Genomic DNA, 12,849 nt, shown 5'->3' on the forward strand with positions numbered 1-12,849 from the left:
ATTTTACTGTTTCTGGCTTTTTTATTTTGTCTATAAACTTTTACCCATATTAAAAACTAAGGACTTTCAGACTAATAACTAAGAACTTTTACAACGTCGCCTTCTGCTTTTCTACAAATTTATGCGATTGCAGTTCCAACAATTCCGTTGCGTTTTTGCGTTGCAGATCGTAGAGACTTTTATCTTCGGCAATATCGGCGTAAACCCTGTCGTGCATCGATGCACTTGTTTTTTTCAATAATTCGCGTTGGTATTTATTTTGTTCCAAAGTCGCTTTCATTGCGGTTTCGGCTTCTTCTTGTTTAAAGTCGAATTCTCCTTTTGGAGCTAATAATTTAGCGATAATTGGCGAAGTTTCGATTGCCAAAAACAACAACATGATAAAAAATGATGGTAACCATGGAAGTTTATTCAGCGCATTGATACGCGCCATTAAACCGTCAAAACCTTCAATAATGGGTTGTGTCTGCGAAACTTTTTTGTCTAAATCTGCCTGAAGCTGTGTTCCTGCTTTTTCTTTTTCAGCAATTTTTGCTTCGTTAGTTTTTTTCAGAATTTCAAATTCTTTTAGAGAAGCATCGTGTTTTTCTCTTTTTTCTTTGTAAACCGGACCTTTTCCCAGTTTTTTAGTTCCAGTCGTTCCTTCGGCTTCTGTTATGTAAGTGGAATATAAAGCGTTTACTTCTTTTTCTTTTTTAAGAATATCTGCTTTCAATACTGCGATTTCGGCTTTGTTTTTATCTAAATCAGATTTGAAATAATTACCAACTTGTTTTTTATTCGCCAATTCCATTTCGTTTTTCTCTTTCAACAAAACAGTATTAATTTCTTTTTCGAAGATTTTTATTTCTAATGGTTTCGAAATTACGATTGCAATAATAATAGCTAATGCAATACGCGGAGTCGCCTGCAGGAATTCATCCATAAAACGATCTCTTTTTTTAATTGTCGAAACAATAAAACGGTCAAGATTGAAAATTAATAAACTCCATACAAAACCGAAAATCAAAGCCGGATAAATAGAGTCAAAAACAGTAAAAAGCGCATAAGCACTGGCAAGGAAAGCCATAACTGCGGTGAAGAAAACGGTGGCGCCAATACCCACATATTTGGTTTGTTCGCCTTCTGAACAGCCATCGAGAAGATCGCGGTCGGCTCCTGAGCACAGGATAAAAAATTGTTTTAACATGATTGATGATTTTTGATTGTGATTGATAGGGCAAATTTAGCGCCAAATTTTTGATTCTCACATAAATAGTTGATTTGTTTTTGCATTCTGGTTTGTTTTGGAACACAGATTTAACCGATTGAACGGATTTTCACGGAATGGAAATTATTATTTTTAAATCTGTTTAATCCTCTTCATAGGTATTCCGTTTATCAAAGATGTTACAAATGTAATTTAGGCCCAAAATACAAAAACGGACTTTTCGCAGCCATGAGCAACGGAATGACGTTTCATTATTATACTTGGGATTTGTTGCAAAAACGTATTGACGAAGCTAAGAAATAAGTTTTTTGTTTCAGGTTTGTTTGTTTCAGGTTTCAAGTCTCAGGTTTCAAGTTTCAGGTTTTTAGCTTTGAACACAATACTGTCAGGCTGAGCGGAGTCGAAGCCCCGTTCCAATTGGAGTGCCCTTCGACTCCGCTCAGGGTGACAAACGAAAACTGACTTCGCGTTTAGGGTGACAAATAAAAACAAAAAAGCTGTTCATTACTGAACAGCTTTTTTTAGTTTGAATTAGTAATTGCCCTTATTCTGTAATCGGTGCGCCAGCCAAGATTTCGGCATTGGCAAACTCTTCAAATTTGGCGAAATTAGCTTTAAATTTCTGTGCCAATTCAATTGCTTTTTTATCGTATAAATCTTTGTCTTCCCAAGTATTTCTAGGATTTAAAATTTCGCTAGGAACGTTCGGACAAGATTGTGGTTTTGCAATTCCAAATACATCGTGGTTTTTAAACTCAACATTGTCCAGTTCACCGTTTAATGCAGCGGTAATCATAGCACGAGTGTATTTAAGCTTCATACGGCTTCCTGTTCCATACGCTCCACCTGTCCATCCAGTGTTGATTAACCAAACTTTTACGTCTGCATCTTTCATTTTTTTAGTCAGCATTTCTGCGTAACGCGTTGGGTGCAAAGGCATAAATGGCGCTCCAAAACAAGCAGAGAAATTCGGCTGTGGTTCTGTAACTCCTGCTTCTGTTCCTGCAACTTTTGCCGTGTATCCAGAGATAAAATGATACGCAGCCTGACCTGGAGTCAGTTTTGAGATTGGAGGCAAAATTCCGAAAGAATCTGCCGTTAAAAAGAATATATTTTTTGGATTGTGCCCAATAGAACCTGGTTGAATATTATCAATATGTGTTATTGGGTAACTTACACGTGTATTTTGAGTGATCGAAACATCATCATAATCAACTTCGTTTGTTCCCGGTTTGAAAACTACATTTTCTAAAAGCGCTCCTTTTTTGATTGCTCTAAAAATGTCTGGTTCGTTTTCTTCTGTTAAATTAATAACTTTAGCATAACAGCCACCTTCAAAGTTAAAAACAGTGTTTTCGCTTGTCCATCCGTGCTCATCGTCACCGATTAATTTACGATCTGGATCTGCCGATAAAGTTGTTTTTCCTGTTCCAGACAATCCGAAGAAAATGGCTGTATCTCCTGCTTCACCAACATTGGCGCTGCAGTGCATTGGTAATGTATTTTCAAAAACTGGCAAAATGAAATTTAATGCAGAAAAAATTCCTTTTTTCATTTCTCCTGTATAACCAGTACCGCCAATAAGGGCGATTTTTTTAGTAAAATCAAGGATTGCAAAATTAGACTGACGCGTTCCGTCTACAGCAGGATCTGCCATAAAACTTGGCGCACAGATTACCGTCCATTCTGGAGTAAAGTTTGCCAATTCTGATTCTTCGGGACGAAGAAACATATTATAACAGAATAAATTAGACCATGCAGTTTCGGTTACAACACGAACATTTAATCTGTAATTTGGATCTGAACATACATAAGAATCACGAACAAAAACTTCTTTGTCTGATAAAAATGCTGTTACCTTATTATATAATTTCTCAAAAGCTTCAGACGAAAACGGGATATTTACATTTCCCCACCAAACTTTATCTTCTGTAATACTGTCTTTTACTATAAAACGGTCTTGCGGAGAACGACCAGTAAATTCACCTGTATTAATTGCCAGTGCCCCTGTAGAATTCTCAACGCCTTGCCCTGACTGCAAAGTAATCGCGTGCAATTCATCTGCAGACAATTGATACCGAACTTTTGCATTTTCAATTCCTAAATTTTTCAACGAAATCGATTGCGCGAAAACTGTGTTAGTGTCCATAATTTTTAAGTTGTGTGTGATATTTTATTAAAGAATCAGATTTAAACTGATTCTGTTTATTACTATAATTCACAAAATGAACTTGTTATATTCTTTCTTGTTTTTCGGAAAAAATATTAAAAATTCACAGAAGCGACATTATATGTTATTAATGACACAAAATTAAAAATTAATTTTCAGATAGAATTTTTTATTCTGGATTTTATGATTTTCTCCTCAAAATTGTAACAAATAATACCGCCCAAGCTATAATTAATAGAAAACCTCCTAAAGGAGTTGCGAATACGATAATTTTAGAATCAAAAACGGTAACATCTTTAGTAGCTAATAAATAGATTGATCCGCTAAAAAGTACAACACCCGCTACTACTAAATTATAGATTGTTTTAAGTGTTTTTTCTGCAATGTCTTTTCGGGTTGACAAAAAGAATAAAAAGAAGGCATGATACATCTGGTAGCGAACACCAACTTCAAAAGTATTTAATTGATCTACAGAAAGATACTTCTTTAATAAGTGAGCTCCAAAAGCCCCCAAAATAATAGCCAACATTCCGATAAAAGCTCCAGTTAAAACGATTCTTCTTTTCATAATAGATATACTTTCAATTTTTAAACAAAAATACTTCAATCACGCTAAAAAACGCTTTACTTTCTTGACTTTTTTAAATATAAAAAGCAGTGTTAATGTTAAATTTGAAAAAAAATATTTCAACTTTATTACATATTTAATTGTTATATTTATAACATTTAAATATATTTGTGTTAAATAATTACAATATGAGAAGCGTTTTAATAATTGGAGCCGGAAGATCTGCATCTTCTTTAATACGGTATTTGCTTTCAAAATCAGAAAGTGAAAAACTACATCTTGTTGTTGCCGATTTATCTTTGGCTTTGGCCGAAAAGAAAACGCAAAAACACCCAAACGCAACTCCAATCGCTTTAGATATTTTTAATGCTGATGAAAGAAGAGCTGCCGTAGAAAAAGCTTCGATTGTAATTTCGATGCTTCCGGCGCATTTGCATATCGAAATTGCAAAAGACTGTCTTCAATTTAAAAAACATTTGGTAACGGCTTCATATATAAGTGATGCCATGCAGGAATTAAATCTGGAAGCGAGATCCAACAATCTCATTTTTATGAATGAAATTGGTCTTGATCCCGGAATTGACCACATGAGCGCCATGAAAGTTATTGACGAAATTAGAGCAAAAGGCGGCAATATGCTTCTTTTTGAATCTTTTTGCGGTGGTTTGGTAGCACCCGAATCGGATAATAATCTTTGGAATTATAAATTTACCTGGGCGCCACGAAATGTTGTTTTGGCCGGACAAGGCGGTGCAGCAAAATTTGTTCAGGAAGGCACTTACAAATACATTCCGTATTGCAATTTATTTAGACGAACAGAATTTCTAGAAGTTGAAGGTTACGGAAAATTTGAAGCCTATTCTAACCGCGATTCGCTAAAATACAGATCAATTTACGGTCTTGATGATATTCTGACTTTATATAGAGGAACAATTCGTAGAGTTGGTTTTTCTAAAGCGTGGAATATGTTTGTACAATTGGGAATGACAGACGACAGTTATGTTATGGAAGATTCTGAAAACATGAGTTATCGCCAGTTTATAAATTCGTTCCTGCCCTATCATCCAACAGATTCTGCCGAAATAAAAATGCGCTTGATTTTAAAAATTGATCAGGACGATATTATGTGGGATAAATTGCTGGAACTGGATTTATTTAACCCAGATAAAAAAGTGAATTTACCAAACGCAACGCCTGCTCAGATTTTAGAAAAAATACTAACCGACAGCTGGACGTTAGAACCCGACGATAAAGACATGATTGTCATGTATCATAAATTCGGATATGAACTCAACGGCAAAAAAGAACAGATTGACTCTAAAATGGTTTGTATTGGCGACGACCAGATTTATACTGCAATGGCAAAAACAGTTGGCTTGCCGGTTGCTATGGCAGCATTATTAATTTTAAACGGCAAGATTACAACTCCTGGCGTTCAGCTTCCTATAAACAAAGAAGTTTACGAACCTATTTTGAAAGAATTAGAAGAGTATGGCGTCATTTTTAATGAGCAGACCATGCCTTATTTTGGATACAATCCTGATTTATTTTAATCTGATTTAGTTTTTTTGAGAATTTTTTTTAGTTTTTAATTTTATCCGCTTCTATTTCTAGAAGCGGATTTTTTTATGTTTTATTACGTGCTGATCATTATTGGCAAAGAGTACATAACCCTTACCCGTTTTCCATTAATTGAAGCGGGAGTCCATTTTGGCGAAAGTTTCAAAACGCGCGCTGCTTCATCTCCCAAACCATAACCCATATCTTTTAAGATTATGACCTCATTTACAGAGCCGTCTTTTTCAATTATAAATTGTAAATACACTTTTCCCTGAACTTTATTTTTACTTGCTTCTATGGGCATGTTAAACGTTTTGCCTACAAATTTGTAAAAGCCGTTCATTCCGCCCGGAAATTCTGGTTTTATCTCAACGTCTGCCAATTTGCTTGCTTCTTGCTTTTCAATTGCGCTATTTTCTGTTTCTTGTGCAAAACCTTTTGCACTTAAACATAGTAAAGCAAGGAATACAATTGTCTTGAAATTTATTCTTGAAATTAATTTCATATTTAAATTTTATATAATTATTTGTAACTAAAATACATCTTTTTTATTTCTCTGGCTGAATCATAATTGGCAGATTATACAACACTCTAACCGGCACACCTTTATCCATGCCTGGATTCCATTTTGGCGAAAGTTTTAAAACACGAACAGCTTCATCTGCAACTCCATGTCCAATATCTTTTAAAATCTTAAACTCAGACAGAGAACCATCTTTTTCTACTATAAACTCCAGATAAATTTTTCCCGCTGTTTTATTATCCGCAGGTGCTTTAAAATTCTTTCCAATAAATTTGTAAAACTCAGTCATGCCTCCAGGAAATTCGGGCTGTTTTTCTATCGGATCATTATTATTTATTACACTTTTTTGCTGCTGCTTATTTTGCTGCGCAATAGTCTTGGCACTAAACACAAACAACAACAAACCAGAAATAACGGCAACACAAAATACTTTTACAACAGCTGTAACAGGAGATTCTTTTTTGGTCATCATAACGAAACGTTTTTTAGTTATTAAATAATTAATATTACTTGCCAAAGCAACATTTGTCTTGTTTGAAGCAATATCAAGCAATAGATTTTGATAATGAGAAACAGCATTAAATTGATTGTTTACAGCTTGATCTGCCAGAAATTCGTGATTTAGTTTTATAGCCTTTTTGTAAAAAATCAACAACGGATTAAACCAAAATACAATTTGAAGAAATTCTACAAATAAAATATCCAGACTGTGTTTTTGTTTTAAATGTGCTTTTTCGTGCGCAATTAATTCAGATGGAATTTTATTGTTTTCAAATTCGACTTTATTAATAAAAATGGCATTCCAAAACGAATGAGGCAATATTGATTCCTGCAGTAAAATCACTTTTTCACCACTAATAAATCGTACTTCATTTGTTTTTGCGTTTTTATAAAAAGCATATAAGTTTATGGCAAAACGTAATATCAATATAAAAACGACAAAAAAATAAAGCCTCAAAATAACATTACTCAAATTTAGATTTTCAATAAATGCAGTTAGACTTTGATTGCTTTTCTGAATCACCAAATCATCTAATTGAACATATTCTATTTTATTTGAAATGGAAGATTCAAAAGAGACAAATTGTAATGGAATTGTTAGACTAAAAACCAAACTCAGCAACAGATAAGCACGATTAAAACGAAACATTTTTTCGTTTTCCAGCCACAACTTATATACTGCGTAAAAAACCAAAAGCAGTATTCCTGATTTTAAAAGATAGTTTATCATTTTTTCTTTTTTTGAATTTGCGAATCAATTATTTTTTTGAGTTCTTCTAATTCTGAAGTCGATAAATTGGTTTCGGTAGTAAAAAACGAAGCAAATTGCGATGCCGAATTATTAAAAAAATTGCTGATTAGTCCTTTTACATGTTTCGAAAAATAATCGGTTTTCTTTACCAGCGGATAATATTCACGAGAATTTCCGAATTCATTATAAGCAACAAATTTTTTATCAATCATTCGTTTTAGAAGTGTTGCCACGGTTGTTGTTGCGGGTTTTGGTTCTGGATACGCTTCAAGCAAATCTTTCATAAAAGCTTTTTCAAGCTTCCAAAGATGTTCCATTAATTGTTCTTCTGAGTTTGATAATTGCATTTTTTTTAAGGTTCTAAGGTTCTGAGATGCTAAGGTTCTAAGTTTTTTACTTTGCCCTAGTTCTTAATTCTATTTTCTTTACTCTATTTTCTGTTCAGAGATTAATTCTCCGTTTTTGTATTTTTTTAACTCTGTTAGTTTTCCTTTATCAGAGTAGAATTTCCAATTTCCAAAATAGAACCAATGAGATATTGAGTCATTAACTTCTAATTTAGTATTTCCTTTAGATTCTATTTTTCCATTTTCGAAATAATTTTTAACGATGCAAATTCCGTTTTTGTATTTTTCTGTTTTGTAGATTTTACCATTAATAAAGGTTTTCCATTTTTTAACAGGCTGATCATTTTTATAATATTCAATAGATTTATATTCTACACTATCCTGGACATAAACATCGACCCATTTTCCTTCTTTTTTATGATCGATTTTCTGGTTTACAGAAGCAGTTTTACAACCAAAGAAAGAAAAAATCAATATTGTGAAAAGGATTTTCGGATTCATTATGCTCTACATTTATAGATTTTATTCTACAAATGTAGAGTTAAATTTCAAATGCGCAAGTTTTTTCTTAGAAAAGATTCTAAGTCACGAAGATTATGAGGTTCTAAGTTTATTTTAAAACAGATAGACTTAGTCTCTTAGAAACTTACGAACTTAGAAAGCGTTAGGGATAGAAGCGATATCCTTTTTATTTTTCCTTTAAAAATAAAAAGATATAGCGGATAGCCCGGCCGGAGGTAACGCCCAAAATTTAATTCAAATTCCAAAAGTTCAAATTCCAAATTCCAAAAAAAATCCGCTCATTGCTAAACGGATTTTTAGGCTTTAGATAATTAATTAGGTGATTGAATTGTAATGGGCAAACTATATGCAGTGTTTACTGCTGTTCCATCTTTAAGTTTACCCGGAATCCATTTTTTAGTTAATTTTATACATCGAATGGCTTCTTCGCCTGTACCGTAACCGAGATCTTTTAAAATCGACGTTTGACTTACAGAACCATCTTTTTCGATTATAAAACCAATAATAAGCTGTCCTTTCAGCCCTGCTTTTTCAGGACTTTTAAACTGTTTCGAAAGATCTATGTAAAAATTTTGCAAACCTCCCGGATAAGTTGGTTTTTCAAAAACTTCTGCAACAGAATATATTTTTTCTCCAAAACCTCCAGTTGCCTCAATCTTAATGGGCAAAGAGTATAAAGCCCGAACCGCTTCTCCTTTATATTTTCCGGGAATCCACTTTGGAGAATTTTGAAGTACTCGAATTGCTTCAGTTCCCGTACCGTAACCAATGTCTCTTAAAACTCTAATATCTGCTAAGGATCCGTCTTTTTCGATTATAAAAGTAACATAGATTTTACCCGATAACCCTTGAACTTCTGGTGTTTTATAATTGGCTCCTATGAATTTATAAAATTCATAGATTCCACCCGGAAAATCTGGTTTTTCATCCAATTCAGACATAATCAGAAAATCCTTTTTTGTACTTGCAACTTGTTGTGCTTGAGCTTTAGTTTCTGCAACAATAAAGAGAATAATTAAAGATAGAATAGGTAAAAGCTTTTTTTGAATTTTCACGATTGGTTGTTTTTTGGTTATACATAGTAACTGCAATTTTAACAAATAAAACAATACAAATATTTTTATTTTTCAATAAAAAAATCCGCTCATTGCTGAACGGATTTCTATCGTATTTATCTTTGTCAAAGTTTAAAACTTTGACAAAGATTTAAAATCTAAAATCTGACATCTAAATTCTAAAATTACTTCGAAAGCTCTACAAAATATTTATAAAACAAAGGAATTGTCTCAATACCTTTTAAGTAATTAAAAATTCCAAAATGCTCATTTGGCGAGTGAATAGCGTCGCTGTCCAAACCAAATCCCATTAAGATTGTTTTGCTTTTTAGTTCTTTTTCGAATAAAGCTACAATCGGGATACTTCCTCCAGAACGAACAGGAATTGCCGGAACTCCAAAAGTTTCTGTATACGCTTTATTTGCTGCCTGATATCCAATGCTGTCAATTGGCGTAACATAACCTTGTCCACCGTGGTGCGGTGTTACTTTTACCGTAACTCCAGATGGCGCAATGCTAGTGAAATGTTTGGTAAACAATTCTGTAATTTCATGCCAATCCTGATTCGGCACTAAACGCATTGAAATTTTAGCGAAAGCTTTGCTCGCAATAACTGTTTTTGCTCCTTCACCTTGATAACCACCCCAAATTCCGTTGACGTCTAATGTCGGACGAATTGAATTACGTTCGTTGGTTACATATCCTTTTTCACCGTAAACATCGTTTAGGTCTAAAGCTTTTTTATATTTTTCTAAACTGAAAGGCGCTTTTGCCATTTCGGCTCTTTCTTCTGCAGATAATTCCTGAACTTTATCGTAGAATCCCGGAATCGTAATATGATTGTCTTCGTCGTGAAGCGAAGCGATCATTTTTGCCAAAACATTAATTGGGTTTGCTACTGCTCCGCCATATAATCCTGAATGTAAATCACGGTTTGGTCCCGTAACTTCTACCTCAACATAACTCAAACCTCTTAAACCAGTCGTGATAGACGGTTGTTGGTTGGAAATCATTCCAGTATCTGAAATAAGGATTACGTCGTTTTTCAGTTTTTCCTGATTGCGTTCTACAAACCAAGCCAAACTTGCTGAACCAACTTCTTCTTCCCCTTCGATCATGAATTTTACGTTGCAAGGCAAATTGTTCGTTTGCACCATATATTCTAATGCTTTTACGTGCATGTACATCTGACCTTTGTCATCACACGCTCCACGTGCAAAGATTGCTCCGTCTGGGTGAATGTCTGTTTTTTTGATAACCGGTTCAAATGGCGGCGAAGTCCATAATTCTAATGGATCTGGCGGTTGCACATCATAGTGTCCGTAAACTAAAACCGTTGGAAGATTTGAGTCGATTATTTTCTCTCCGTAAATGATTGGGTAACCTGGAGTATCGCAAATTTCGACTAAATCACAGCCTGCTTTTGATAAACTTTCTTTAACAGCTTCGGCAGTATCGATAACATCTTGCGAGTATGCGGTGTCGGCACTTACCGACGGAATTTTTAATAATTCGATCAACTCATTGATAAAGCGATCTTTATGTTGTTGAACGTATGCTTTAATGTTTTCCATTTAAATAATTTTTATAGAAAGTCAAATGTACGAAATAGAAAATGAATATTTTTTTTCAAAAAACGCTTTGATTATTGGAAACTATGCTTATCTTTGCACCCACAATTACGCGGATATGGTGAAATTGGTAGACATGCCAGACTTAGGATCTGGTGCCGCAAGGCGTGTAGGTTCGAGTCCTATTATCCGCACTAAAAAAAGCTTCTGAAGATTTTTCAGAAGCTTTTTTGTTTTTGGTACACTTCTGCCTTTTTTTATTAAAGTAAAACTCAATTATAATATTGAAAATAACTCTCTTAATAATTTACAAAAATACTTTTCTATCTTTGATTAATTAAATATAAAAACTTTATTTTGAAAAACTAACATCTTATTCGATTATAAATAAGCTATCTTAATAAATATGAGAAAATTTAAAACTTTTGACACTACTCGAGAATATTATGAAGAATTATCTTTTAAAGAGTTTGAGAAAATTCTTGATAAAATGGGGTTTAGTTCAAAAGATTTAAAATACTTAAGTAGCGAACAACTTAGAAATAAATTAGAGGAATTAGACAACCTATTAAAGAATAAAGAGCTTAACGAAAAGCATTCTACTAGCTACTTTGAAAATGAAGATTATATTTTAGAAGATAAAAGATCAGCAAAAAACCGCGTGGGCTTTTATATCAGTATAGAAACAAATTTAATTGCAAAGAAAAAAGAAGTTTTTGAACTTTTGAAATCAATAGAAAGAGATGACAAAATTGATTCTGTGAGCAAACTAGTCAAAAACATTGAAAATAAAGATTTACAAACACAATTAACAAAAGAGCTAAAGGAGCTTCAACAACAAGCAGGTAAATTTGCACAAGAAGAAAAAGCAATAGATAAAGAATTTAATAAAATTAATTTGATAAAAGAAGAACTTGAATTATCAAGGTCAAGGTTAGACATTTTTGATAAAAAATCTCAAATATGGTTAAAAATTTTGGCTAAAGAATCAATCGCTTCAATTTTAGGAGGAGTGATATTATTTATTATGACTGTTAGTTTATTAGTTTCAATGTTTATAGGAATCAAAACAACTAGCATAATCGAAAATGCATTTCTATTAATCTTAGGGTATTTCTTTGGTCAAGCTGTTAGTAAAAATAAAAACGAATAGATCTTCAATGTTTTTTAGATAAGACACTAATTAGAGAAATCTAATACAAATAATAAATTAAAAATATTCTCATATGAAAGAATTAATAGATAGTTTAAATCTTCCAAAACAAATATTAGATAAAACAGAAAAACTTTTAAGTACACTATTAGGCGAAGGTTTTCATGAAATAGGAGGTATTTTTGGTAACAAAATGAGATTAAAACGATTGGAAAATCAAATAAAGATATTAGATAAAGCCAATCAAATTATGGAAAAAAATGGTAAAAAACCGCATCAAATTAACTTAAAAACCCTTGTTCCATTATTAGAAAAATCTTCATTAGAAGAAAACGAAAATCTTCAAATTAAATGGGCAAATCTTATTTCAAATATTGCTTCTTCTAAAGAATATGGAATTGAACACAAATTAGTAATTACTCTATCTAATTTATCTTCAGAAGAAGCAAAAATTTTAGACTATTTACAATCTAAATTTAATTATAGAAGAGATCAGATTCTTGAGAGATCTCTATTATCTCATAGAAAATATAATGAAATAAATCCTAACACAATAATATTCTCATTCAATGATATAAAGAAACAATTTAATTTAACTACTGAATTTGCTAATATTTATATTGATAATTTAGAATCCTTAGGAATCCTTCGCAATGATGATCCCGACATAGATATTGAAGATGGGTTTTCTGATGGAGAAATTGTTGAAGATAAGCGCAGAGGAATGGAGCAGGCAGTTTCTTTAAATCTAGATTTATCTACTACATACTCAAAATCAGAAGATTATTATTTTACTCCTTATGGACTTTATTTCGTAAATCAATGTAAAAGCATTTAATAATATCAAAGAACAACTACAAATTTATATATACACTATATAATTATTTCTACGCTTATTAAATCATCAATCAACAAATC

At 32.7% G+C, this 12,849-nt stretch carries 12 protein-coding genes and 1 tRNA gene; 4 read left to right on the forward strand and 9 right to left on the reverse strand.

Annotation, left to right across the window (positions count from 1 at the left end; translation table 11 throughout):
- Positions 1 to 88: 88 nt before the first annotated feature.
- The 3 genes from EV144_RS08770 to EV144_RS08785 form a co-directional block, all read right to left on the reverse strand.
- Entirely contained in the window at positions 89 to 1,189 is a 1,101-nt protein-coding gene (locus EV144_RS08770) for a DUF4407 domain-containing protein (protein WP_134148071.1), read from the reverse strand.
- A 565-nt stretch (positions 1,190 to 1,754) separates the two neighbouring features.
- A complete protein-coding gene (pckA, locus tag EV144_RS08780) occupies positions 1,755 to 3,359 on the reverse strand; it encodes a phosphoenolpyruvate carboxykinase (ATP) (protein ID WP_134148073.1) in 1,605 nt (534 codons plus the stop codon).
- 202 nt (positions 3,360 to 3,561) lie between these two features.
- Positions 3,562 to 3,948, reverse strand: a complete 387-nt coding sequence (locus EV144_RS08785) for a DUF423 domain-containing protein (RefSeq protein WP_134148075.1) — start codon at positions 3,946 to 3,948, stop codon at positions 3,562 to 3,564.
- Between the two features lie 188 nt (positions 3,949 to 4,136).
- Between EV144_RS08785 and EV144_RS08790 the strand changes: the two genes are divergently transcribed.
- On the forward strand, positions 4,137 to 5,501 hold the full coding sequence (locus EV144_RS08790; RefSeq protein WP_134148076.1) for a saccharopine dehydrogenase family protein: 1,365 nt from the start codon (positions 4,137 to 4,139) through the stop codon (positions 5,499 to 5,501).
- A gap of 83 nt (positions 5,502 to 5,584) precedes the next feature.
- Here the strand turns inward: EV144_RS08790 and EV144_RS08795 are convergent, their stop codons facing one another.
- The 6 genes from EV144_RS08795 to EV144_RS08820 all read right to left on the reverse strand — a co-directional run bounded on the left by EV144_RS08795 (position 5,585) and on the right by EV144_RS08820 (position 10,781).
- A complete protein-coding gene (locus tag EV144_RS08795; protein WP_134148078.1) occupies positions 5,585 to 6,013 on the reverse strand; it encodes an energy transducer TonB in 429 nt (142 codons plus the stop codon).
- 43 nt (positions 6,014 to 6,056) lie between these two features.
- Positions 6,057 to 7,262: a M56 family metallopeptidase gene (locus tag EV144_RS08800; RefSeq protein ID WP_134148079.1), complete on the reverse strand. Its 1,206-nt coding sequence runs from the start codon at positions 7,260 to 7,262 to the stop codon at positions 6,057 to 6,059.
- Complete coding sequence (locus tag EV144_RS08805; RefSeq protein WP_134148081.1) at positions 7,259 to 7,630, reverse strand: BlaI/MecI/CopY family transcriptional regulator; 372 nt, start codon at positions 7,628 to 7,630, stop codon at positions 7,259 to 7,261. The genes EV144_RS08800 and EV144_RS08805 overlap by 4 nt, the downstream gene beginning before the upstream one ends.
- Before the next feature lie 78 nt (positions 7,631 to 7,708).
- Positions 7,709 to 8,131 (reverse strand): hypothetical protein, encoded by a 423-nt coding sequence (locus EV144_RS08810; RefSeq protein ID WP_134148083.1) that lies wholly within the window; start codon positions 8,129 to 8,131, stop codon positions 7,709 to 7,711.
- Between the two features lie 332 nt (positions 8,132 to 8,463).
- Positions 8,464 to 9,207: an energy transducer TonB gene (locus EV144_RS08815; RefSeq protein WP_134148085.1), complete on the reverse strand. Its 744-nt coding sequence runs from the start codon at positions 9,205 to 9,207 to the stop codon at positions 8,464 to 8,466.
- A 185-nt stretch (positions 9,208 to 9,392) separates the two neighbouring features.
- A complete protein-coding gene (locus tag EV144_RS08820) occupies positions 9,393 to 10,781 on the reverse strand; it encodes a dipeptidase (RefSeq protein WP_134148087.1) in 1,389 nt (462 codons plus the stop codon).
- Positions 10,782 to 10,890: 109 nt separating this feature from the next.
- Here EV144_RS08820 and EV144_RS08825 point away from each other — a divergent pair.
- The 3 genes from EV144_RS08825 (at position 10,891) to EV144_RS08835 (ending at position 12,769) form a co-directional block, all read left to right on the forward strand.
- Positions 10,891 to 10,972 (forward strand) — tRNA-Leu (locus EV144_RS08825).
- A 212-nt stretch (positions 10,973 to 11,184) separates the two neighbouring features.
- Positions 11,185 to 11,931: a hypothetical protein gene (locus EV144_RS08830; RefSeq protein ID WP_134148089.1), complete on the forward strand. Its 747-nt coding sequence runs from the start codon at positions 11,185 to 11,187 to the stop codon at positions 11,929 to 11,931.
- 73 nt (positions 11,932 to 12,004) lie between these two features.
- Positions 12,005 to 12,769, forward strand: coding sequence for an Abi-alpha family protein (locus tag EV144_RS08835; protein WP_134148091.1), 765 nt, complete (start codon positions 12,005 to 12,007; stop codon positions 12,767 to 12,769).
- Positions 12,770 to 12,849: the final 80 nt, after the last annotated feature.

The organism is Flavobacterium sp. 270 (assembly GCF_004368785.1).
Lineage (GTDB): Bacteria > Bacteroidota > Bacteroidia > Flavobacteriales > Flavobacteriaceae > Flavobacterium.

What these genes read in the sequence shown, in the direction of transcription:
- EV144_RS08770 (WP_134148071.1), bottom strand. Translation starts at nt 1,189, where the DNA reads ATGTTAAAACAATTTTTTATCCTGTGCTCAGGAGCCGACCGCGATCTT.
- pckA (WP_134148073.1), bottom strand. Translation starts at nt 3,359, where the DNA reads ATGGACACTAACACAGTTTTCGCGCAATCGATTTCGTTGAAAAATTTA.
- EV144_RS08785 (WP_134148075.1), bottom strand. Translation starts at nt 3,948, where the DNA reads ATGAAAAGAAGAATCGTTTTAACTGGAGCTTTTATCGGAATGTTGGCT.
- EV144_RS08790 (WP_134148076.1), top strand. Translation starts at nt 4,137, where the DNA reads ATGAGAAGCGTTTTAATAATTGGAGCCGGAAGATCTGCATCTTCTTTA.
- EV144_RS08795 (WP_134148078.1), bottom strand. Translation starts at nt 6,013, where the DNA reads ATGAAATTAATTTCAAGAATAAATTTCAAGACAATTGTATTCCTTGCT.
- EV144_RS08800 (WP_134148079.1), bottom strand. Translation starts at nt 7,262, where the DNA reads ATGATAAACTATCTTTTAAAATCAGGAATACTGCTTTTGGTTTTTTAC.
- EV144_RS08805 (WP_134148081.1), bottom strand. Translation starts at nt 7,630, where the DNA reads ATGCAATTATCAAACTCAGAAGAACAATTAATGGAACATCTTTGGAAG.
- EV144_RS08810 (WP_134148083.1), bottom strand. Translation starts at nt 8,131, where the DNA reads ATGAATCCGAAAATCCTTTTCACAATATTGATTTTTTCTTTCTTTGGT.
- EV144_RS08820 (WP_134148087.1), bottom strand. Translation starts at nt 10,781, where the DNA reads ATGGAAAACATTAAAGCATACGTTCAACAACATAAAGATCGCTTTATC.
- EV144_RS08830 (WP_134148089.1), top strand. Translation starts at nt 11,185, where the DNA reads ATGAGAAAATTTAAAACTTTTGACACTACTCGAGAATATTATGAAGAA.
- EV144_RS08835 (WP_134148091.1), top strand. Translation starts at nt 12,005, where the DNA reads ATGAAAGAATTAATAGATAGTTTAAATCTTCCAAAACAAATATTAGAT.